The organism is Enterobacter soli (assembly GCF_964208575.1).
Classification (GTDB): domain Bacteria; phylum Pseudomonadota; class Gammaproteobacteria; order Enterobacterales; family Enterobacteriaceae; genus Enterobacter; species Enterobacter soli_A.
The window spans coordinates 90,526-112,738 of the sequence record NZ_CAXOFU010000003.1 but is presented as its reverse complement, the minus strand read 5'-3'; the positions used below and the strand labels follow the sequence as shown (position 1 = coordinate 112,738).

The following is a 22,213-nucleotide window of genomic DNA, read 5'->3' as shown; positions in this document are numbered from 1 at the left end:
AAAATGGCGGGATTGAGAGATATAGCAACTATTGTCTTTTGAACAACCAGAATTTGTGGGGCACCGCAAATAAAAAACCCCGCCTGAGCGGGATTTTCCGAATATTCAGCAGCGGGGGCGTTTAGTTCAAACGCACTGGCATCCCGGAGCGGTTTTGCACAGCCTGGTCAACAACGGTGGTGTCTACGTCAGCCTGAGAAGTCACAGCCTGTACTGAGCTGGTCAGGGTGATTGGAACGATTTCGTTGTTGTTGATCTGGTCTTCGCTGGTGGACAGCGGGTTATGCACTTCGATGTAGCGGCTGCCGTCCGGCTCGGAGGTGGCTTTTACCGGCTCGTTGATGAACTGCACGCGGGTGCCAACTGGAACATTCTCAAACAGGAACTTGATGTCGTCGTTACGCAGGCGCACGCAGCCGTGGCTCACGCGCAGGCCGATACCGAAGTTGGCGTTGGTGCCGTGAATAGCATACAGGCGGCCAATGTACAGGGCGTACAGACCCATTGGGTTATCCGGGCCCGCCGGAACAACGGCTGGCAGCGGCTCGCCCGCAGCGATGTATTCAGCGTGCATTTTCGCGGTTGGCGTCCAGGTCGGGCCTGCTTTCTTACGCTCAACTTTGGTGGTCCAGTTCAGCGGGGTGTCTTTACCCAACTGGCCGATACCAATCGGCAGCACGATAACGGTGTTGGTACCTTTCGGGTAGTAATACAGACGCATCTCGGCGCTGTTAATGACGATACCTTCGTGAACGGTATCTGGCAGGATCAGCTGCTGAGGAATGTTCAGCACGGTACCCGCTTTTGGCAGATACGGGTCAACGCCCGGGTTCGCTTCCAGCATGTTGGAAAGGCCCAGCTGATACTGAGCGGCGAAGTACTCTAACGGCTGAGTATTCCCTTCTTCGATAGTGACAACCTGATTTTGACCAACCAGACGGCTACCATCGGTCGGCAGAGGATAAGTCACCGCAGAAGCGGTTTTGCAAAAACCTACTACGGCAAACGCCGCCGCAAAAAGCGTTGTTAATTTCATGTTCATGTTATGCGAGGTATCTGAGCCACTCTGGCGATTAGTTGATAAGTCTGAATCTGTGATGGGAGCGCATTATATGTGCATTCCATCTAACAGGGAATTCAGATGTGTACGAAATCACATTTTTTTCAATTTTGTTAAAGTTTAGTGGAAAGCCGCAACACGGGATCTCATTTCGGAATTGTGGCATAATGCCGCGTTTATCACACTTTTCGCAGGAATCTCCCCGTGTTAGTTACCAGCAACGTCACTATGCAGTTTGGCAGTAAGCCGCTGTTCGAAAACATTTCCGTCAAATTTGGCGGCGGCAACCGTTACGGCCTGATTGGTGCCAACGGTAGCGGTAAATCCACCTTTATGAAGATCCTCGGCGGTGACTTAGAACCGACGCTGGGCAACGTATCGCTCGACCCTAACGAGCGTATCGGTAAGCTGCGTCAGGATCAGTTCGCCTTCGAAGAATTCACCGTACTCGACACGGTGATCATGGGACACGCGGAGCTGTGGGAAGTGAAGCAGGAGCGCGATCGCATCTACGCGCTGGCCGAAATGAGCGAAGAAGACGGCTATAAAGTGGCCGATCTGGAAACGCAGTACGGCGAGATGGACGGTTACTCCGCTGAAGCGCGCGCCGGTGAGCTGCTGCTTGGCGTGGGCATTCCGGTTGAACAGCACTACGGCCCGATGAGCGAAGTCGCGCCGGGCTGGAAACTGCGCGTGCTGCTGGCACAGGCGCTGTTCTCAAACCCTGACATCCTGCTGCTCGACGAACCAACGAACAACCTGGACATCGACACCATTCGCTGGCTGGAGCAGACCCTGAACGATCGCGACAGCACCATGATCATCATCTCGCACGACCGTCACTTCCTGAACATGGTCTGTACGCACATGGCGGATCTGGACTACGGCGAGCTGCGCGTTTATCCGGGCAACTACGACGAATACATGACCGCGGCGACCCAGGCGCGCGAGCGTCTGCTGGCGGATAACGCCAAGAAAAAGGCACAGATTGCCGACCTGCAATCCTTTGTAAGCCGCTTTAGCGCCAACGCCTCTAAATCTCGTCAGGCGACGTCCCGTGCGCGCCAGATCGACAAGATCAAACTCGACGAGGTGAAAGCCTCCAGCCGTCAGAACCCGTTCATCCGCTTCGAGCAGGACAAGAAGCTGTTCCGTAACGCGCTGGAAGTGGAAGCCCTGGCAAAAGGCTTTGAAAACGGCCCGCTGTTTAAAAACTTCAACCTGCTGCTGGAAGTGGGCGAAAAGATTGCCATTCTGGGCGCCAACGGCGTGGGTAAATCTACCATGCTGAAAACCCTGGTGGGCGAGCTGCAGCCGGACAACGGCACCGTGAAGTGGTCCGAAAACGCGCAGATTGGCTACTACGCGCAGGATCACGAATATGAGTTCGAAAACGACCTGACGGTGTTCGACTGGATGAGCCAGTGGAAGCAAGAGGGCGACGACGAGCAGGCGGTGCGCAGCATTCTGGGGCGTCTGCTGTTCAGCCAGGACGACATCAAGAAGCCTGCGAAAGTGCTCTCCGGTGGCGAGAAGGGCCGCATGCTGTTCGGCAAGCTGATGATGGAAAAACCGAACATCCTGGTGATGGACGAACCGACTAACCACCTGGATATGGAATCCATCGAATCGCTGAACATGGCGCTGGAGATGTATCAGGGCACGCTGATCTTCGTCTCTCACGACCGCGAGTTTGTCAGCTCGCTGGCGACCCGCGTGATTGAGATTACGCCTGAGCGCGTGGTGGACTTCACCGGGAACTACGAAGACTACCTGCGCAGCAAAGGCATCGACGGCTAATTTCCCGTCGTTTTTCACGCTGCGGGTGCATTGGCTTCACCTGTTCACCCCGGTCGCTTACCTGTGTAAGCTCCCGGGGATAAACAGGTTTGCCGCCTTCCTGCAGCGCGAAATACTTAGGGAAAGGCGTCGTGCTTTTATTCCCTCTCCCTGTGGGAGAGGGCCAGGGTGAGGGCATCAGGCCGCGCTACACCACCCACTCATCCGCTTCAACTCCGTTCACCCGCAGCGTGCGTTTTTCCCCAACCGGCAGCGACACCTTCAGCGCTTTCCACGCCGGACGATAATCCCCGCGCGCGTTCACCTTCAGGTTGACGGTTGTGCCGTCGCATACCATTTCCCACTCTACCCACAGGGCATTGCCTGTCTGGTAGCCCCAGCTCTCGCCGTCATCTTCAAACAGCAGCCCGGACGACGTGCCCACGCCTTTCACCGGGAACAGCTTCAGCTCGCGGGTTGTGTCCTGTTCGGCGCTAACGTGGGTAATACGCTCGCTGAGCGGCAGGCCCGCTCCGGCACGCACCAGCAGCGGCAGTTTTTCCAGCGGCGCGTCGCGCACGATACACTGCCCGCCAGAGAACCACTCGTGGGTGTAAAAATCGTACCAGCCGGTTTCGTTATCCGGCAGCCAGACGCGACGCTCGCGCTGTCCCGCCTCGACGACGCTTGCTACCAGCACGTCGCGACCGAGCAGGAAATCGTCGCACTCTTCGAAGGTCTGCGCGTCGTGCTCGTGGTCGAGGAAGGTCGGACGCAGCATCGGCTCATCGTCGGCGTGCGCCTGCCAGAGCAGGGTGTAAAGGTACGGCAGCAGACGGTAGCGCAGCTCGATCGCACCGCGAATGGCGGGGGTCACGCCCGGATACATCCACGGCTCGTTCACGGTGCTATCGTCATTCCACGAGTGAATGGTAAAGCGCGGGTGCATCACGCCGTTTTGTACCCAGCGCACGAACAGCTCGGCGTCGGGCTTATCCCCGGAGAAACCGCCGACGTCGTGGCCCACGTTAAACAGCCCGGACAAGCTCATCCCCAGCCCCATGCGGGTATTAAAGCGCAGGGTATCCCAGTTGGTACGGTTATCGCCGCTCCAGGTCTGGACGTAGCGCTGCATGCCGGCGCAGCCGGAGCGGGAGATCAGATACGGACGCTTCTCCGGGGCGAACTGCTGCTGCGCTTCCAGCGAGGCGCGCATCATCAGCAGCGGCATCACCGGGCGAATGTGCTTGATGGCAATCTCCTTGCCAAACCCGTGACAGCGCGCTTCGCCGTCCCAGACTTCAAACTCGTTGTTATCGTTCCAGGTCGAATCGATCCCCATCTCCAGGATCTGCGTGGTCACGCCGTTCTGCCACCACTTCACCGTCTGCGGGTTAGTAAAGTCGAGGTGGGAACCTTCGTCGTCCCAGAAGCTTGAACGTTCCGGCGCATCGGTTTCTGAATCACGGATGAACAGGCCATTTTCCGCCACCTCGCTGTAGCGCGGGTGATCCTGCAGCAGGCACGGCTTGATGTTTGCCGCAAGCTTCAGCCCCGCATCGTGGAACGCCTGGGTCATGACCTTCGGCTGCGGCACCTTGTCGTAGTTCCAGTTAAAGACGTAGCGCTTCCCGTTGATGGAGGTATAGCCGGACGAGAGCTGGAACGAATCGCACGGAATAGCGTGCTCTTCGCACAGGCGGATAAAGTTCATCAGCTGGTTTTGCGCGTCCGGCGCATCGGTGTAATGCATGGTCGAGCCGCTGTAGCCCAGGCTCCATTTCGGGCCAAACAGCGTCTTCCCGGTCAGGCGCACAAAGGCTTTGGTGACGTCCAGCACCCGTTTGCCGGTAAAGATGTAGTAATCAACGTCGCCCGCTTCCGCCTGCCAGCGGCGGTAGGCGGTGTGGTAGTTATCGATTTCGTTGCCCAAATCCAGCCAGCAGCTGCTCAGGTTGTCGTAAAACAGACCGTAGCTCACGTCGTCCCGGCGGGTGATGGTGAACGGAATATGCTTGTACAGCGGGTCGGTGCTGGCCGCGTTGTAGCCCATCGCGTCGAGATTGCGCATCTCATAGCGCTTGCCGTTGCGCTGTAAATTCCCCGCTTTTTCGCCCAGGCCGTAGAAGCGTTCGTCCTTGCGACGGCTCAGGTAGTGCGCCACGCCGTCGCCGTGGGCGTTCAGCAGATAGGCGCTGGTCGGACGGTCGTTAACCAGCGGCTGCCACTCGCCCGCCTCGTCGCGGTAGTGCCACTCCAGCCACAGGGGCTGGTGAACGGTCACCCGCAGCTGTTCGGTGGCTACGATCGCCACTCCGTCGCGCTCGACCAGCGTCCAGGCCGGGCAGGTAAAGCCGCTCACGTCGTCGCGGCGGCGGCCTTCCCACGGCACGTCTTTATCAGGGGCAATGCTCCAGGTGCGGTCGAGGGCCAGTTCGCCTTTGCGCTTAATCAGCACGCGGAACAGGTTCTCTTCCAGCACGTACAGGCACAGGCGGTGCTGATTATCGACCACCAGTTCCACATGGTTCGCCGACTGCTTATCGAGGGTCCAGTTTTTCAGGGTTTTCATATGCAATACATCCACTATCAGGCGCGCTTGGCGCGACGTTCAGCAATAAATGCTACCAGGAAGACAGCGCCAATCAGGTCAAAGAAGCCCATGGCAATAAAGAGCGGGTTAAAGCCGATTTTGTCGGCGGTCACGCCAATCAAAAGAGAGAACAGGAAGCTGGCGATCCACGCCGCCGAGCCGCGCATTCCGTTGACGGTCGCCATCTGGCCCTTGTCAAAGGACTCCACGACCAGGGCGCTCAGCATGCAGGAGATAATCTGGTGCCCGAAGCCGCCGATGGAGATCAGCACGATGGTGATGTACGGGTCGCGGGTGATGGCGACGATGGCCAGCGAAATCATCAGGAACGCGCCGGTGACGGAGCTGGCGACCACCGAGTTCACGCGGGAGCAGCCGAACCAGCGGGTGTAGAGGCGGGTGAGGTAGCCGCTTGCCACGCTCCCGAGGTCGGCGGCCAGGAACGGCAGCCAGGCAAACATCGCAATCTGCTTCAGATCCATGCCGTGTTCTTTGGCAAGGTACAGCGGCACCCAGAAGCTCAGCACCGCCCAGGCAGGCTCGGCCATAAACGCCGGGATGGCGATGCCGTAGAAGCGTTTGTTTTTCGAGACGGTTTTCAGGGCGGTGAGGAACGGCAGTTTTACCGCCGGCGGCTCGTTATCCTGCTTGATGAACGCCAGCTCGTCTTTGCCCAGATTCGGGTGCTGCTCCGGGTTATGGTAGAACGCCCACCACAGGAGCACCCACAGCAGGGCCAGCACGCCGGTGAACATAAACGCACCCTGCCAGCCAAACGAGGCGTGGGCAAAGTAGATGATTGGCGGCGCAAGCATGGCGCCAACGGAGAACCCTACGCCCGCCCAGCCGGCGGCGACAGGGCGCTCTGATTTCGGGAACCATTCGCCGATGGTTTTGGCGTTCGCCGGGGTAGCGGCCGCCTCAGACGCACCCATAAAGAAGCGCAGAATCGCGAGATGCAGCCAGCTTCCGGCACCCGCGTGGAAGATACACATCAGCGCCCAGAGTCCGGCGCAAACCATAAAGCCAATCTTCAGACCGATCACATCGATCAGCCAGCCGCACAGGGGCTGGAAAATGGTGTAGGCAATCTGGAACGCACCGACTATCCACGAATATTGCTCGGTGGTGATGCCCAGGCTCTCTTTCAGCTCTGGCGCCAGAATGCCGAGGGAGTTACGGGTGATGTAGTTAACGGTGACGCCCAGTAAGAACAGTACCAGAACGTACCAGCGCAGGTTCTTAATGACCCGGCGGGTTTTGCTGGCGGTGACGGTGTTGTTAATGTCCTGACTCATTTCTCGCTCCACAAGAGGACGGTAGGGGATAAGCGTTTCGGGTGTCACACACATTTTTATAGGACTTTGATAGTTATCAGTTTTACCGCTAAAAGTTGCTATACAACTAGTATGGAAGGTGTGTGACAAATTCACCTTAAGGGAGAAAATGGACGGGCAATAGTGGATTTTGTGCAAGCTTTCTCATAACTCACATCAATTGTTTGCCATCATGGCGGCAAATACAGTGATGACCTGATGTTTACGCTATGAAAATTTTTTCATTTAGCAAATGGAGCCAGATCACAAAATGGATAAAAGGCTAAAAATCGCAGAAATTGCCGGTCGAACGCAGCTATCTATCAGCACGGTTTCTCGGGTGCTGGCAGGGAAGGCCAACACCAGTGAAAAAGCGCGCACCAAAGTGCTGGAATGCGCGCGGGCGCTGGGCGTCATCGACGGCATGGCCGCCGGACGATTGCTGCTCAACAGCCTGATGGTCTTCGCGCCGCAGCGCGCATTTGACGAGCGGTCCGACATCTTTTACTACCGCGTGATCCAGAGCGTCAGCAAAGGGCTGGCGTCGCACGAGGTTCGCCTGCGCTACTGCGCGCTGGAAGAGAACGACAGCGACGCGCAGCTCTTTCTGACGCGCATGAACGAAGCCGATACCCAGGCCGCGATATTGCTCGGCATTGACGATCCGCACATTCACGATTTGGCCGTGGATATCGGCAAGCCCTGCGTGCTCATCAACTGCCGCGACAGGCATATGCGCCTGCCCGCGGTCGCGCCCGATCACCGCACCATCGGCGAGCGGGCGGCTGAATATCTGCTCGAAATGGGCCACCGGGAGGTGATGAACGTGCTGTGCCTGCGCCGCTACACGATGGAGCTGCGCCTGGCGGGCATTCGCGACGCGTGGCAGTCCCACAACCTGAAATTCACCGACAGGCGCGACCTGCTGGTGGTGCCAAGCTTCAGCGCAAAAGAGACCGAGGAGCAGGTCAGCGCCTGGCTCAGCGATCGACAGGGGAAAGATCTGCCCACCGCGTTTCTGGTCGGCGGCGATTTTATGGCGGCAGGCACCATCAGCGCCCTGCAAAAGCACGGGCTGCGCGTGCCGCAGGACGTGTCGGTGATGAGCATTGACGGGTTCAATCTGGCGGCAATTCAGGACGTGCCCCTGACGGCGGTGCACGTTCCGCGCGATGAGCTTGGAACCGAAGCGGTACATATGCTCCAGCAGCGGCTGATGCGCCCGGACGCGCCGACGGGCACCTTGCTGATAAACGGCACGCTGACGGTGCGGGAGTCAGTGCGGCGGATACGTCAGGGGAAACGACGCACCGCCGTGGAGCGGGAAGGGCTTTACGACAGTTAGGCCATGCCCAGCGCGCGCTTGCCGTGGATGTTCAGGTCATTCACGGTGAAGCGATCCTGCCAGGTTTTTTCATAATCCTCGCGCGGGAAATCTCCGGGCGACGCGCCGGTTTCCAGCGCCGCTTTTACCTTTTTCGCGTAGGCGAGGTTCTTCTCGCACATCGGCGCGGCAGGAATGTACATCACGTTGCCCCAGCCCTGCTGGTTTTCAACCGGCGCGACCGAGTGGATCACATCGCAATGCCACCACACGGAATCCCCCGCCTCCAGCGCCGGAATGCTGGTCAGCGCTTCGACGAGCAGCGGGTGCCATTTTTCAGAAATCGGCAGCACGCGCCCCGGCGCCACGCCGCACAGCTCGTCTTCCGGCACGTCGTCCAGCAGCGGACGAAGAAGAATATAGGCCATCGCTTCCGGGATCGGCACCACGTGCAGCAGCCCCTGTCCGGGGATCATGTCCGACAGCGCCGTCCAGCCCTGGAAGGTGCGGAACACGGAGCACTTGGTGGTGTTCTCCACGGTGTACTCTTCCACCTCGGTACGGTGCGCGGCGTTCCACGGATCGTACTTCTCGACGTTGCCGTCGAACACGCGGGCAAACACCTGCTGATAGGCCGGGAGCAGCCAGCGCTCCAGCGCGCCGGAGTCGGTATGCGCCCCCAGGCCTTTGGAGGTGGTTCCCGGCGGGCGGCGGCGAATGCGGTCAGGGTAAATCACGCTCACGTCCGGATTAAACCACTGCTTGCCGTTGCTCTCGAATGTCCATAAACGGTTCAGGAACGACTGTACCTGCGCCATCTCTTCGCTCTGGCGCGCCTGCATCTGCGCCTGCGACCAGTAAATTGGGTAAATCTCCGGGCGAGAGGCCGTTAAGGTGCCGAAGAAGTTATCCCCCGGCCCCTTGTAGACGTCATCAAAGTGGTTGAGATCGAGGTAGTCGAGCATCGACCGATCCCACGCCAGCGCCTGCTCGCGCGGGAAGTGCCCCTTAATAACGGCGCAGCCGCGGCGCTTCACCGCCTCGCGCTGGGCGTCGGTAATCGTACCGTTTTTCACGTCCTCGAACGGGATCGACGGCCATACGGCGTCGCCCCTGCTTTTCAGATCGTTAATCTCCGCCACGCGGGTGGCGATCCTGTCGCTCAGCTTGTCGAACACCGCCTGAACGTCACCGATTTGCGCGCGCAGCTCGCGCTTCATCTGACGAATGGCCGCTTTGTGGTCGGCAGGCAAAATCTCACTGGTAAACGTCATAACAGCCTCGCATCTTTCATTCGAAAGTAAAGGTATCTACAAACGATACTTTAAGTTAAAAATAAGTTAATGCAAGTTTAAAAACTTGACGCATAGCACAGGATGGAAAAAGAGTGAGGTGCCGGGACGGTGCCCCGGCGGGGAGGGAAATCAGGCGTCGAACGGGGAGTGGTTGTCCAGCACGGCCTGAATGACGTTCAGCGCGCCCTGGTGGTTGTTGTCGTCGGTGCTGTAGCGGCTAATCTCTTTAATGCTCTCTGCCGCGTTGCCCATCGCGAACGCGTACTTCACCAGCTTGAGCATCTCGGCGTCGTTGCCGCTGTCGCCAATGGCCGCGCACTCCTGCGGGGAGATTTTCCAGCGCTTCAGCAGACGGCTGATGCCGTTCGCCTTGTGCAGGCCAGGAATAATCAAATCGACAAAGCCGAACCCGCTGGTGACGGGCTTCATAATGCCGTCCAGCGACACGTGCAGCTTGTCGATCAGGTCAGGAATGTCGCTGTCCGGCAGGTTCAGGGAGAACTTGAACAGCACGTCGTCGATGTCGCGGTAATCGTCGATGCGTTTCAGGCGGTGGTAATGTTTTGCCATCAGCGCCACGAACTCGTCCGGCGCATTTTTGCTAACGTAGGCGCTTTCCAGCCCGCAGGCCACGAAGTTCAGCCCTTTGTCCTTCAGCAGCTCACCAATCACGATTTGCGATTCGTGGCGGGTCAGCTCGCCGTGGAAAATCTGTTCGCCGTGATCGAACACCAGAGCGCCGTTTTCTGCCACAAAGGAGATCTGTTCTTTCAGCTCCGGGAAGAAAGAGATGAGCTGGTAATACTGGTTGCCGCTGGCGACAACGAATTCAATATTACGGGATTTGAGTTGCTCGAACTGTGCCTTAAAGCGGTCGCGATCGTACTGCTTGGCATCATCAAGAAAAGTTCCGTCCATATCGGTGACGATAACTTTAACGGTCATAAATTGCGCTCCTGAATATTACTGCGGCGAGCAACATTCTAATAACAAGGTGACGGGGAGCACAAATTTATTTCATTCGAAAGTAAAAGCAAAACGGCAACCCGGGTTGCCGTTGTTAATGTTTTCTCCCTCTCCGGGTGGGAGAGGGGATCGAACTACAGCGTATGCTCAGTACGCGCGATAATATCGTCCTGCGCGTCCGGCGACAGGGCGGTGAAGAACGCCGAGTACCCCGCCACGCGCACCACCAGATCGCGATACTGGTCAGGGTGTTTCTTCGCTTCCAGCAGCGTTTCGCGCGACACGATGTTGTACTGGATATGCCAGCCTTTATGCACCTCGAAGAAGGTGCGCAGCAGCACCATCAGCTTCTGGCGATCGCTGTCGTTTTCCAACGTTGCCGGGTTCAGCTTCTGGTTAAGCAGCACGCCGCCGAGAATGGCCTCGGTTGGCAGCTTGCCAACGGAACCAATAACCGCCGTTGGCCCCAGATGGTCAGTACCGGAAGACGGGCTCGCGCCTTCTGCCAGCGGGGTATGCGCTTTACGTCCGTCCGGTGTCGCCATGGTTGCTGCACCAAACGGCACGTTCGCGGAAATGGACGACGTACCCGCGTAGTAGTTACCGCCAATCGGGCCGCGGCCGTAGCGCGGGTTGTGATACTGCTTCAGCTCTTCGATGTAGGTTTCATACGCGCGGGCCAACAGCAGATCCACGCTGTCGTCGTCGTTGCCGTACTTCGGCGCGCCGTTGATCAGACGCTGGCGCAGCTGCTCGTGGGTCAGCCCTTCGTAATCATCGGCCAGCGCCGCCGCCAGCTGCTGCTGACCAATCGCGCCCTGCTCGAAGACCAGCTTCTTCACCGCCGCCAGGCTGTTGCCGAGGTTGGCGATACCGACCTGCAGGCCAGACACCCAGTCGTACTTCGCGCCGCCCTGCTTGATGCTCTTCGCACGCTCGATGCAGTCATCCACCAGCGCAGAGCAGAGAATATCGTGTACGTTCTCTTCCAGCATGGTGTCGACCACGTACTCAATCTCGATGGATTTGCGGGTGTAGTAGCGGATCTGGGTATCCCACGCCGCCATCACCTCATCGAAGTTATCGAAGTTGCCCGCAGAGAGCGCTTTGTCCTGCGGCAGGAAGATTTTGCCGCTGGTGGCATCGCGACCGCCTTCCAGCGCCGCCAGCATCACGCGCGCAAAGTTGATGAAGCTCATGCCGGTGCAGCGGTAGCCCCACTTGCCGCCGACGGCGGTTTCGATGCAGCCGATAGCCGCATAGTCGTAGGCATCCTCTTTTTCCACGCCCAGCTTGATGAACTCAGGGATAACGATCTCATCGTTGTTGAAGGCCGGCATCCCGAACCCGCAGCGAATCACCTGAACGCAGGCGTCGAGGAAGTCGTTGCTCATGCCCGCGTGGTAGCGCACGCTCAGGTTTGGCTGCGTGGAGCGCAGACGACCGCAGGATTCCAGAATGGCGTAGGAGAGCGGGTTCACCGCGTCCATCGCTTCGCCGTTAACCAGCTTCTGACCTCCGATGGTCACGTTCTGATACAGCGGGCTGCCCGCAGAGGCTTTAGAGTGCGAGCCGGAGCGGATTTTATTCACTTCCAGCAGCTTCAGCCAGCAGCTGTGCAGCAGCTCAATGGCGTGTTCGCGGTCAAGCGTCTGGCTCAGCTCCACGTCGCGGCGGTAGTAAGGGTAGAGATACTGGTCCATACGGGCGAACGATACGGAGTGGCCGTTGGACTCGATTTGCAGGATCAGCTGGATGAAGTAGCACAGCTGCAGCGCCTGCCAGAAGGTTTTTGGCGGCTCGTGGGCAATCACGTCGCAGTTATCGGCAATGGCCAGCAGCTCGTCGCGGCGGCTTGCGCGGGTTTCTGTTGCCGCCATTTCGCGCGCCAGCTCTGCAAAGCGAACGATGTGCAGGCTGACCGCGTCGAGCACGATATCAATCGCTTTCAGGAACTGGTCGCCGTGCAAATCGTCCAGCACGGTCAGGTTGATGCGGGAGCGGCGTTCAGCAACTTTGGCGCGCAGTCCGTCCAGCCCTTTTTCCAGCAGCAGCGGGAAATTCACCGCCAGGTGCGCGTCGCCGGAGGTCATGTTGCCTTCGGCTTTGATAATGCCGGTTTCCAGCAGGCCTTTTTGCTCGTCGGTGAACATCCCGTAGCAGCGATCCTGAACCGTCTGACCGCGCCACCACGGGCACACGTCATGCAGCACGCGCTTGTTCTCTTCGCTGACGGAAAAGCCTGCGCCCGGACGGTCGGCCAGATCGTCGATCTCTTTTTCAATCCACGACACGGTGTATTCCGGGAAGATCGGCGCCGCGCGCACTTCGCTGGCCTGGTTACCGACGATCAGCTCGTCGTGTTTGATCCAGATAGTGCGCTGCGCCAGGTGGTGAGCCAGCGCCAGGGCGCGGCGCACCGGGATCGGCTTGTCCAGATGCTGCTGGTACATTTCGGTGTAGTGCTGCGCGCGCTCGGTACACACCGGCGGCTTAACGATATGCACCAGTGCGTTTTTGTGCGCCTTAATACGGTCGCTGAGCGTGTTGAGATTCAGGGTCGTCATAATATTATCCTCGTAAGGTCGCGGTTAACCCTTTCTGGCAGGCGTACTGTTGCGCAAAATCCAGAAGCTCAGGGTTATCAAGCGGTTTATCAGGGGCAGAGTAGGGTTGACCGAGCAGGGTGTACTTGTTCATGCCCAGCGTGTGATACGGCAAAAAATGAATATCGCGGACGTTCAGTTCGTCGGCAGCGAAGTTGGTAATGGCGGTCACGGAGGCTTCGTCCGCGTTAAAGCCCTGGATCAGCGGCACGCGGATGGTGAGCTGTTTTCCGGCGGCGGCCAGGCGTTTGAGGTTATCCAGCACCCGTTTTGCCGAGCCGTCCGTCCAGCGTTTGAACACCTCGCCGTCAACGTGCTTCAGGTCAGCGAGGAACAGGTCAACGTAGGGCAGCGAGGGCTCGATGTAGCGCCACGGCACGTGAAGACAGGTTTCGACGGCGGTATGGATACCGCTTTCATGACTGGCTTTAAACAGGGCCTGAGCCAGATCCGGGTTCATAAAAGGTTCGCCGCCGGAGAGGGTGATCCCGCCGCCGCTGCGATCGTAAAACGGTTTATCGCGCAGCACGGTGGCCATGATCTCCTCAACCTGCTGCTCCTCACCGCAGACGGTTAACGCCTGGGTGGGGCAGCACGACGTCAGGGCGTCAAGGGTGGATTCGCACAGCTTTTCGCGGTGGATGACTAAGCCGTTCAGCGTGCGATCGATTACGCCGGGCGCGGTTTGCTGGCACAGATCGCAACCGTCGAGGCACAGGCGAGCGTCAAACAGCACGTCCCGACTGTGGGAGCGGCTTTCCGGGTTCTGGCACCAGCGGCAGCCCAGAGAACAGCCTTTCAGGAACACCACGGTACGGATACCGGGGCCATCGTGGGTTGAGTAACGCTGAATATTGAAGATCATTTTTTCGCCTCGCATCTTGCATATGAAGATTAAATTACTTTCGAATGAAAGTTATCTTGATGCAGGTCAACTCTTGAGCGGGTTTTGCCGTGATAGGGTTAGTGCAGGCTAATTTTGAGGGTTACATCATGGAACTTTATCTCGACACCTCCGACGTTGCGGCAGTCAAAAAGCTGGCCCGCGTCTTCCCGCTGGCGGGCGTTACCACCAACCCAAGCATCGTTGCGGCGGGTAAAAAGCCGCTCGACGTGCTGCTGCCGGAACTGCACGACGCGCTGGGCGGTAAAGGCCGTCTGTTCGCGCAGGTCATGGCGACGACTGCAGAAGGCATGGTGGAAGACGCGCGTAAGCTGCGCGCCATTATTAACGATCTGGTGGTCAAAGTGCCGGTGACGGTGGAAGGGCTGGCGGCGATCAAAATGCTGAAAGCGGAAGGGATTCCTACGCTGGGCACGGCGGTTTACGGCGCCGCGCAGGGGATGCTGTCCGCGCTGGCGGGGGCGGAATACGTTGCTCCTTACGTGAACCGCGTTGATGCGCAGGGCGGTGACGGCATTCAGACCGTGGTGGAATTGCAGCAGCTGCTGACGCTGCACGTGCCGCAGTCAAAAGTGCTGGCCGCGAGTTTCAAAACGCCGCGTCAGGCGCTGGACTGCCTGCTGGCAGGCTGCGAGTCGATTACCCTGCCGCTGGATGTGGCGCAGCAGTTCATCAGCTCCCCGGCGGTGGATGCGGCGATTGTGAAGTTTGAGCAGGACTGGCAGGGGGCGTTTGGACGGACGTCGATTTGATGGATGCGGCCTGATGCCCTCACCTCAACCCTCTCCCACGGGGAGAGGGAGAAAACACTAAAACGGCAACCTGAAGGTTGCCGTTTGCTTTATCCTCCGCAAACCTCGCATCCCGGATAGCGCATCAGCTTCATCTCCCGGAACTGGCAGGTCATCGCGTCATACATCACGATTTTCCCCGCGGCGGGCGTGCCGTAGCGGCTCAGCACCTTAATCGCTTCCATGGCCTGCAACGATCCGATCACGCCCACCAGCGGCGCCATCACCCCCGCTTCCACGCAGGTTAACGCATTTTCGCCAAACAGACGGCTCAGGCAGCGGTAGCAGGGCTCTCCCTCGGCGTAGGTGAAGACGCTGATTTGCCCTTCCATGCGGATGGCGGCGCCGGACACCAGCGGCGTTTTATGCGCAAAGCAGCCCGCGTTCAGCTGGTTACGGATAGCGACGTTATCGGTGCAGTCCAGCACCAGGTCGTGCTGGGCGATGCGCGCGAACAGCGCGTCGTCGTCCAGCAGGGCATTGATGAGGGTGAACTGAACGTGGGGATTGATCCGCGCAAGCGCCGCTTTCGCCGAGTCAACTTTTGGCTGACAGACGGTCGCATCGCTGTGCAGCGTCTGGCGCTGCAGGTTGGACACCGACACGGTGTCGAAATCCAGCAGCGTCATGCTGCCCACGCCCGCCGCCGCCAGGTATTGTGCGGCGGCGCAGCCGAGCCCGCCCAGGCCGACGACCAGCACGCGGGCGGTCTTCAGCGCTTCCTGACCCTCGAAGTCAAAACCGCGCAGCACGATCTGGCGGTTGTAGCGCATCATCTCCTGGTCGCTCAGTTCCACCGTCATGGTTAGCCTCCGAACAGGTGGTTAAAGGTTTCCACCTCAACCCATTCGCCCGCTTCCACGTGACCGCGCTCGCGCTCCAGCACGATAAAGCAGTTGCCCTGGCTGAAAGAGCTAAAGATGTGCGAGCCCTGATGACCGGTGGTGCTCACTTCCAGCTCGCCGTCGGCGCCGCGCGCTAAAATGCCGCGCTGGAAATCCAGACGACCCGGCGATTTTTTCAGGCGCGTTGCCGCCCGCACCCGCATACGCGCAGGAAGGGGGCTGGCAGCGCTGCCGGAGAGCTTCGCCAGCAGCGGCTGTACCAGCTGGTAGAAGGTCAGCGCGGCGGAGACCGGGTTGCCCGGCAGGCCGCAGAACCAGCTGTGCTCCAGCCTGCCGAAGGCGAAAGGTTTGCCCGGCTTGATGGCCAGCTTCCAGAAGGCGATTTCGCCCAGCTCGTCGAGAATGGTTTTAGTGTAATCCGCTTCCCCGACGGAAACGCCGCCGGAGCTGATCACCACGTCCGCAGCCTTATCCGCTTCGATAAACACCGCGCGCAGCTTGTCCGGATCGTCAGGAATAATGCCGAGATTAATCACCTCGCAGCCGAGCTGCTCCAGCATCAGGTGTACCGCCAGGCGGTTGGTATCGTAAATCTGGCCTTCCTGCAGCGGCTGCCCCGGCAGCTGCAGTTCGTCGCCGGTGGAGAAGAGCGCCACCCGCACCTTGCGGATAACCTCGATGTCGGCAATGCCCAGCGAAGCCAGCACCGGCAGCTCTGCAACGGTCAGCTTTTGCCCGGCGGCGAACACCGTCGCGCCACGCTGGATATCTTCACCCGCGCGGCGGATGTTCTGGCCTGCCTTCACGCTGGCGGTGAATCGCACGCCCGCGTCGGTATCTTCAGTTTCTTCCTGCATCACCACCGCGTCGCAGCCGGCGGGAACAGGCGCCCCGGTCATGATGCGCACGCAGCTGCCGGCAGGCCATTCGCCGCTAAACGGCTGGCCCGCAAAGGCTTTCCCTGCAACTGGCAGCGGCTCGCCCGTCTGGAGATCCGCAAGGCGAACTGCGTAACCGTCCATCGCGGAGTTGTCGAATCCCGGCACGTTAAGCGGGGAAACGATATCGCGCGCGGCAATACGCCCGAAACAGCGCACCAGCGGCAGCGTTTCGCTTTCTTGCAGCGGGGAAATGCGGTCAAGCATCTGCGTGAGGGCCGTGTCGAGCGGCATCAGTCCGGCGGTAAAATCCATGGGTGGCTCCTGCGGGGAAACAACGAAAGCGCTCATTATGGCAGAAAAGTGCCGCTAACTGTATGACCCGATAGGCGTACCCTTTACATCGCGGTAGCGTCTTTCTATATTCAAAAATCATCTGAAGAATCATCGACGATAATGATATTTATAGAAAAAGCAGCGAATCTGGCTGATGGTGATGAGAAATGGTCAATGCGGTTATCGCGATTCACGGTGGCGCCGGGGCAATCACCCGCGCGTTGCTCAGTCCCGAGCAGGAAAAGCGTTATATTGATGCACTAAACGCCATTGTGGAAACAGGGCAAAGAATGCTGGAAGCGGGCGAAAGCGCGCTCGATGTGGTAACCGAGGCAGTACGTCTGCTGGAGGAGTGCCCGCTGTTCAACGCGGGCATTGGCTCGGTGTTTACCCGCGATGAAACGCACGAGCTGGACGCCTGCGTAATGGACGGAATTACCCTCAAGGCCGGGGCGGTGGCGGGCGTTAGCCGTCTGCGAAACCCCGTGCTGGCGGCGCGTCTGGTGATGGAGCAAAGCCCCCACGTTCTGCTGACCGGCGCAGGCGCCGAGCAGTTTGCCTTTGAACGCGGGATGGAGCCGGTATCGTCCGATATTTTCTCTACCCCGGAGCGTTACCAGCAGCTGCTGGAAGCCCGCTCGGCGGGCATTTCGCAGCTCGATCACGCCGCGCCGCTCGATGAGCGCACCAAAATGGGCACCGTGGGCGCGGTGGCGCTGGATAAAGCCGGCAACCTCGCCGCGGCGACCTCGACCGGAGGCATGACCAACAAGCTGCCAGGACGGGTAGGCGACAGCCCCCTGCCGGGTGCGGGATGCTATGCCAATAACGCCACCGCAGCGGTATCGTGCACTGGCACGGGCGAAGTGTTTATTCGCGCGCTGGCGGCCTACGACATCACCGCGCTCATGGATTACGGCTGCTTAAGCCTGTCCGAGGCCTGCGAGCGGGTAGTGATGGAAAAGCTGCCCGCGCTGGGCGGTGAGGGCGGGCTGATTGCGGTCGACCGCGAGGGCAACGTTGCGCTGCCGTTCAACAGTGAAGGTATGTACCGCGCCTGGGGCTATGCCGGGGACGCGCCCAGCACCGGGATTTATCGTGAATAAGGGGGTCTTACGTGCCGCACAGTGAAGAGCTGGACAGCCGCGAAGTGCTTGAGGTTCAACAGCTTAATATTGCGTTCCAGGAAGAGCGGCAGTTCATCCCCGCGGTTAAAAATCTGTCGTTTTCGCTGAACCGGGGCGAAACGCTGGCGATTGTCGGCGAATCCGGTTCCGGTAAATCGGTCACCGCGCTGTCGCTCATGCGCCTGCTGGAGCAGACGGGCGGCCGGATTGAAAGCGATAAGATGCTGCTGCGCCGCCGCAATCGTCAGGTTATCGACCTGAACGAACTCAGCGCCTCGCAAATGCAGGGCGTGCGCGGCGCGGATATCGCGATGATTTTCCAGGAGCCGATGACCTCGCTCAACCCGGTCTTTCCGGTGGGGGAGCAGATTGCGGAGTCCATCCGTTTGCATCAGGGGTTAAACCACGAGCAGGCGCTGGCCGAGGCAAAACGAATGCTCGAGCAGGTGCGCATTCCCGAGGCGCAGGCCATTTTGTCGCGCTACCCGCACCAGCTTTCCGGCGGGATGCGCCAGCGCGTGATGATCGCGATGGCGCTCTCGTGCCGTCCGGCGGTGCTGATTGCCGACGAACCCACTACCGCGCTGGACGTCACCATTCAGGCGCAGATCCTGCAGCTGATTAAAGTGCTCCAGCAGGAAATGGACATGGGGGTGATTTTCATCACGCACGACATGGGCGTGGTGGCGGATATCGCCGACCGCGTGCTAGTGATGCACCAGGGCGTGGCGGTAGAAACCGGCGGCGTCGGGCAGATATTTCACGCGCCGCAGCACCCCTATACCCGGGCGCTGCTCGCCGCCGTGCCGCGTCTTGGCGCGATGAACGGCAGCGCGCTGCCGCGCCGGTTCCCGCTTTTGTCGACGGAGAGCGCCGCGCGCCAGGAAGACGAAACGGAACAGGATACGGTGCTGCCCGGCGAGCCGATTTTGCAGGTGCGCAATCTGGTGACCCGCTTCCCCCTGCGCAGCGGCCTGTTTAACCGCGTGAAGCGCGAAGTGCATGCGGTGGAAAACGTCAGCTTTGATTTATGGCCGGGCGAAACCCTGGCGCTGGTGGGCGAGTCGGGCTGCGGTAAATCCACCACCGGACGCGCGCTGCTGCGGCTGGTGGAGTCGCAGGAAGGCACCATTACCTTTAACGGGGAACGTATCGACACCCTTCCTGCCAGCAGGCTCCAGCCGCTGCGCCGGGATATTCAGTTTATCTTCCAGGATCCCTACGCCTCGCTCGACCCGCGCCACACCATCGGCTATTCGATCATGGAGCCGCTGCGGGTGCATAACCTGCTCGACGGCGAGGCGGCGCAGCGCCGCGTGGCCTGGCTACTGGAGCGTGTGGGCCTGTTGCCTGAACACGCCTGGCGCTATCCGCACGAGTTTTCCGGCGGGCAGCGTCAGCGAATTTGTATTGCGCGCGCGCTGGCCCTGAACCCGAAAGTGGTCATCGCCGACGAGTCGGTGTCGGCGCTGGACGTCTCTATCCGCGCGCAAATCATCAATTTATTGCTCGACCTCCAGCGGGAGATGGGCATCGCCTTTTTGTTTATCTCCCACGATATGGCGGTGGTTGAGCGCATCAGCCATCGGGTGGCGGTGATGCTGCAGGGGCAAATCGTTGAGATTGGCCCGCGTCAGGCGGTATTTGAAAATCCGCAGCACCCCTACACCCGTAAGCTGATGGCGGCCGTGCCGGTTGCCGATCCTGCCCATCGCCGCGCCCAGCGGGTGCTGCTGCAGGACGAGATGCCGGGCAATATTCGTAAGCCGGGAGAGTCGACGGAGCGCGTGGCGCTTCGCGAAGTCAGCCCCGGTCATTTTGTTGCACCACCGCGTCAGGACAACGCATTCTCGCGGTTATAACCTTAAACAGGCAGGAGAACACAATGGTTAAATTTGTTGCTCGTACATGGCTGTTAGCCGCGAGCGTGACGGCAGCCCTGGCCGCAGCCCCCGCGTTCGCTGCCAAAGACGTGGTTGTCGCGGTCGGCTCGAATTTCACGACCCTCGATCCTTACGACGCCAACGACACGCTCTCGCAGGCGGTTGCGAAGTCGTTTTACCAGGGGCTGTTCGGCCTGGATAAAGAGATGAAGCTGCATAACGTGCTGGCGGAAAGCTACACCGTGTCCGACGACGGGCTGGTGTACACCATCAAGCTCAGAAGCGGCGTTAAATTCCAGGACGGCACCGACTTCAACGCCGAAGCGGTCAAGGTGAACCTCGATCGCGCCAGCAATCCGGAAAACAGCCTCAAGCGCTTTAACCTGTATAAAAACATCGCCAGCACCGAGGTGGTTGACCCGGCGACGGTGAAAATTACCCTCAAAGAGCCGTTCTCGGCGTTCATCAACATTCTGGCGCACCCGGCGACGGCGATGATCTCCCCGGCGGCGCTGAAGAAATACGGCAAAGAGATTGGCTTTCACCCGGTCGGAACCGGGCCATACGAGCTGGACACCTGGAATCAGACCGATTTCGTGAAGGTGAAGAAGTTCGCCGGATACTGGCAAAAAGGGCTGCCGAAGCTGGACAGCATCACCTGGCGTCCGGTGGTGGATAACAACACCCGCGCGGCGATGCTGCAAACCGGCGAGGCGCAGTTCGCCTTCCCGATCCCCTACGAGCAGGCCGCTCTTCTTGCCAAAAACAGCAAGCTGGAGCTGGTGGCGAGCCCGTCCATCATGCAGCGCTACATCAGCATGAACGTGACGCAAAAGCCGTTCGACAACCCGAAGGTGCGCGAAGCCATCAACTACGCGATCAACCGCCAGGCGCTCGTGAAGGTTGCGTTTGCCGGATACGCCACCCCGGCCACCGGCGTAGTGCCGCCGTCCATTGAGTATGCTCAACACTATCAGCCGTGGCCTTACGATCCGGCTAAAGCGCGCGAGCTGCTGAAAGAGGCGGGCTATCCGAACGGCTTCAGCACCACGCTCTGGTCGTCACATAACCACAGCACCGCGCAGAAGGTGTTGCAGTTCACCCAGCAGCAGCTGGCGCAGGTGGGGATCAAGGCGCAGGTCACGGCGATGGATGCCGGACAGCGCGCGGCGGAAGTGGAAGGCAAAGGGCAGAAAGAGAGCGGGGTGAGGATGTTCTACACCGGCTGGACGGCCTCCACCGGGGAAGCGGACTGGGCGCTGTCGCCGCTGTTTGCCTCGCAGAACTGGCCGCCAACCCTGTTCAACACCGCGTTCTACAGCAGTCCGCAGGTGGATAAAGACCTGTCCCAGGCGCTGCAAACCACCAAACCAGAAGAGAAAGCGCGGCTGTACAAAGACGCGCAGGACACCATCTGGAAAGAGTCGCCGTGGGTGCCGCTGGTGGTCGAGAAGCTGGTGTCGGCCCATAACAAGGCGCTGACCGGGTTCTGGATCATGCCGGATACGGGCTTCAGCTTTGAAGACGCGGATTTGAAATAAGAGAACTCACTCCCGCAGGCAAGCGCGTGCGGGATGAGAGGAAAAGGCATGCTGAACTATGTGTTTAAACGCCTGCTGGGGCTTATCCCGACGCTGCTGATTGTGGCGGTGCTGGTGTTTTTGTTTGTCCATATGCTGCCGGGCGATCCGGCGCGGCTGATTGCTGGACCCGAAGCGGACGCGTCAGTGATTGAGCTGGTGCGTAAACAGCTGGGCCTCGATCAGCCGCTGTATAAGCAGTTCCTGCACTATATCGGCAATGTCCTGCAGGGCGATTTCGGCACCTCGATGGTGTCGCGCCGTCCGGTGTCGGAAGAGATCGCCAGCCGCTTTATGCCGACATTCTGGCTGACCATCGCCAGCATGACGTGGGCGGTGCTGTTTGGCCTGGTGGCCGGGATTGTCGCCGCCGTCTGGCGCAACCGCTGGCCGGATAAGCTCGGCATGGCGCTGGCGGTGACCGGGATTTCGTTCCCGGCCTTCGCGCTCGGGATGCTGCTGATGCAGATTTTCTCCGTCGAGCTGGGCTGGCTGCCCACGGTGGGGGCGGATACCTGGAAGCACTACGTGCTGCCGTCGCTGACCCTCGGGGCGGCGGTGGCGGCGGTGATGGCGCGGTTTACCCGCGCCTCGTTCGTGGACGTGCTGAGCGAGGATTACATCCGCACCGCGCGGGCGAAAGGGGTGAGCGAAAAATGGGTCGTTCTCAAGCACGGTTTCCGCAATGCGATGATCCCGGTGGTGACCATGATGGGGCTGCAGTTCGGATTCCTGCTGGGCGGCTCGATCGTGGTGGAAAAGGTGTTCAACTGGCCGGGGCTGGGGCGTTTGCTGGTGGACTCTGTGGATATGCGCGATTACCCGGTTATTCAGGCCGAAGTGCTGCTTTTCTCCCTGGAGTTTATTCTTATCAATTTGGTGGTGGACGTGCTCTACGCCGCCATTAACCCGGCTATCAGGTATAAGTAA

The 22,213-nt window shown here is 59.6% G+C and carries 16 protein-coding genes; 7 read left to right on the top strand and 9 right to left on the bottom strand.

The features are described from left to right. Positions 1-121 precede the first annotated feature (121 nt). Positions 122-1,042 (bottom strand): L,D-transpeptidase, encoded by a 921-nt coding sequence (ldtB, locus tag AB6V08_RS03960; protein WP_368541480.1) that lies wholly within the window; start codon positions 1,040-1,042, stop codon positions 122-124. A 222-nt stretch (positions 1,043-1,264) separates the two neighbouring features. Between ldtB and AB6V08_RS03955 the strand changes: the two genes are divergently transcribed. Next, a complete protein-coding gene (locus AB6V08_RS03955) occupies positions 1,265-2,860 on the top strand; it encodes an ABC-F family ATPase (protein WP_047346997.1) in 1,596 nt (531 codons plus the stop codon). A gap of 187 nt (positions 2,861-3,047) precedes the next feature. On the opposite strand, the gene AB6V08_RS03950 is transcribed toward AB6V08_RS03955, so the two are convergent. Further along, positions 3,048-5,411 (bottom strand): glycoside hydrolase family 31 protein, encoded by a 2,364-nt coding sequence (locus tag AB6V08_RS03950; protein WP_368541478.1) that lies wholly within the window; start codon positions 5,409-5,411, stop codon positions 3,048-3,050. 17 nt (positions 5,412-5,428) lie between these two features. Beyond that, on the bottom strand, positions 5,429-6,730 hold the full coding sequence (locus AB6V08_RS03945; RefSeq protein ID WP_368541477.1) for an MFS transporter: 1,302 nt from the start codon (positions 6,728-6,730) through the stop codon (positions 5,429-5,431). A gap of 289 nt (positions 6,731-7,019) precedes the next feature. Between AB6V08_RS03945 and AB6V08_RS03940 the strand changes: the two genes are divergently transcribed. Further along, positions 7,020-8,093, top strand: a complete 1,074-nt coding sequence (locus AB6V08_RS03940) for a LacI family DNA-binding transcriptional regulator (protein ID WP_368541476.1) — start codon at positions 7,020-7,022, stop codon at positions 8,091-8,093. Here AB6V08_RS03940 and AB6V08_RS03935 read toward each other — a convergent pair. From AB6V08_RS03935 to AB6V08_RS03920, 4 genes are all read right to left on the bottom strand, one after another. Next, positions 8,090-9,346 (bottom strand): DUF1479 domain-containing protein, encoded by a 1,257-nt coding sequence (locus AB6V08_RS03935; protein WP_368541474.1) that lies wholly within the window; start codon positions 9,344-9,346, stop codon positions 8,090-8,092. The genes AB6V08_RS03940 and AB6V08_RS03935 overlap by 4 nt on opposite strands. 150 nt (positions 9,347-9,496) lie before the next feature. Continuing rightward, complete coding sequence (locus tag AB6V08_RS03930) at positions 9,497-10,312, bottom strand: Cof-type HAD-IIB family hydrolase (protein WP_368541473.1); 816 nt, start codon at positions 10,310-10,312, stop codon at positions 9,497-9,499. A gap of 155 nt (positions 10,313-10,467) precedes the next feature. Beyond that, positions 10,468-12,900, bottom strand: coding sequence for a formate C-acetyltransferase/glycerol dehydratase family glycyl radical enzyme (locus AB6V08_RS03925; protein WP_368541472.1), 2,433 nt, complete (start codon positions 12,898-12,900; stop codon positions 10,468-10,470). A gap of 4 nt (positions 12,901-12,904) precedes the next feature. Beyond that, the gene (locus AB6V08_RS03920) at positions 12,905-13,804 is read right to left on the bottom strand and encodes a glycyl-radical enzyme activating protein (protein ID WP_368541471.1); all 900 of its coding nucleotides are present in this window, start codon (positions 13,802-13,804) and stop codon (positions 12,905-12,907) included. Between the two features lie 128 nt (positions 13,805-13,932). Between AB6V08_RS03920 and fsa the strand changes: the two genes are divergently transcribed. After that, entirely contained in the window at positions 13,933-14,595 is a 663-nt protein-coding gene (gene fsa, locus AB6V08_RS03915; RefSeq protein WP_368541469.1) for a fructose-6-phosphate aldolase, read from the top strand. An 89-nt stretch (positions 14,596-14,684) separates the two neighbouring features. Here fsa and moeB read toward each other — a convergent pair whose 3' ends face one another. Together moeB and moeA are read right to left on the bottom strand one after the other, a co-directional pair. Then, positions 14,685-15,437, bottom strand: coding sequence for a molybdopterin-synthase adenylyltransferase MoeB (gene moeB / locus AB6V08_RS03910; protein WP_368541467.1), 753 nt, complete (start codon positions 15,435-15,437; stop codon positions 14,685-14,687). A 2-nt stretch (positions 15,438-15,439) separates the two neighbouring features. Continuing rightward, positions 15,440-16,672, bottom strand: coding sequence for a molybdopterin molybdotransferase MoeA (moeA, locus tag AB6V08_RS03905; RefSeq protein ID WP_368541465.1), 1,233 nt, complete (start codon positions 16,670-16,672; stop codon positions 15,440-15,442). Positions 16,673-16,860: 188 nt separating this feature from the next. On the opposite strand from moeA, the gene iaaA reads away from it, so the two are divergent. Genes iaaA through gsiC form a run of 4 tightly spaced genes read left to right on the top strand, consistent with a single transcriptional unit; the run spans position 16,861 to position 22,213 of the window. Beyond that, complete coding sequence (gene iaaA / locus AB6V08_RS03900; RefSeq protein WP_368541464.1) at positions 16,861-17,799, top strand: beta-aspartyl-peptidase; 939 nt, start codon at positions 16,861-16,863, stop codon at positions 17,797-17,799. 11 nt (positions 17,800-17,810) lie between these two features. Further along, positions 17,811-19,682 (top strand): glutathione ABC transporter ATP-binding protein GsiA, encoded by a 1,872-nt coding sequence (gsiA, locus tag AB6V08_RS03895; protein ID WP_368541462.1) that lies wholly within the window; start codon positions 17,811-17,813, stop codon positions 19,680-19,682. Positions 19,683-19,705: 23 nt separating this feature from the next. After that, entirely contained in the window at positions 19,706-21,244 is a 1,539-nt protein-coding gene (gene gsiB / locus AB6V08_RS03890) for a glutathione ABC transporter substrate-binding protein GsiB (protein ID WP_368541461.1), read from the top strand. 48 nt (positions 21,245-21,292) lie between these two features. Further along, on the top strand, positions 21,293-22,213 hold the full coding sequence (gene gsiC / locus AB6V08_RS03885) for a glutathione ABC transporter permease GsiC (protein WP_368541459.1): 921 nt from the start codon (positions 21,293-21,295) through the stop codon (positions 22,211-22,213).

What these genes read in the sequence shown, in the direction of transcription:
- ldtB (WP_368541480.1), bottom strand. Translation starts at nt 1,042, where the DNA reads ATGAACATGAAATTAACAACGCTTTTTGCGGCGGCGTTTGCCGTAGTA.
- AB6V08_RS03950 (WP_368541478.1), bottom strand. Translation starts at nt 5,411, where the DNA reads ATGAAAACCCTGAAAAACTGGACCCTCGATAAGCAGTCGGCGAACCAT.
- AB6V08_RS03945 (WP_368541477.1), bottom strand. Translation starts at nt 6,730, where the DNA reads ATGAGTCAGGACATTAACAACACCGTCACCGCCAGCAAAACCCGCCGG.
- AB6V08_RS03940 (WP_368541476.1), top strand. Translation starts at nt 7,020, where the DNA reads ATGGATAAAAGGCTAAAAATCGCAGAAATTGCCGGTCGAACGCAGCTA.
- AB6V08_RS03935 (WP_368541474.1), bottom strand. Translation starts at nt 9,346, where the DNA reads ATGACGTTTACCAGTGAGATTTTGCCTGCCGACCACAAAGCGGCCATT.
- AB6V08_RS03930 (WP_368541473.1), bottom strand. Translation starts at nt 10,312, where the DNA reads ATGACCGTTAAAGTTATCGTCACCGATATGGACGGAACTTTTCTTGAT.
- AB6V08_RS03925 (WP_368541472.1), bottom strand. Translation starts at nt 12,900, where the DNA reads ATGACGACCCTGAATCTCAACACGCTCAGCGACCGTATTAAGGCGCAC.
- AB6V08_RS03920 (WP_368541471.1), bottom strand. Translation starts at nt 13,804, where the DNA reads ATGATCTTCAATATTCAGCGTTACTCAACCCACGATGGCCCCGGTATC.
- fsa (WP_368541469.1), top strand. Translation starts at nt 13,933, where the DNA reads ATGGAACTTTATCTCGACACCTCCGACGTTGCGGCAGTCAAAAAGCTG.
- moeB (WP_368541467.1), bottom strand. Translation starts at nt 15,437, where the DNA reads ATGACGGTGGAACTGAGCGACCAGGAGATGATGCGCTACAACCGCCAG.
- moeA (WP_368541465.1), bottom strand. Translation starts at nt 16,672, where the DNA reads ATGGATTTTACCGCCGGACTGATGCCGCTCGACACGGCCCTCACGCAG.
- iaaA (WP_368541464.1), top strand. Translation starts at nt 16,861, where the DNA reads ATGGTCAATGCGGTTATCGCGATTCACGGTGGCGCCGGGGCAATCACC.
- gsiB (WP_368541461.1), top strand. Translation starts at nt 19,706, where the DNA reads ATGGTTAAATTTGTTGCTCGTACATGGCTGTTAGCCGCGAGCGTGACG.
- gsiC (WP_368541459.1), top strand. Translation starts at nt 21,293, where the DNA reads ATGCTGAACTATGTGTTTAAACGCCTGCTGGGGCTTATCCCGACGCTG.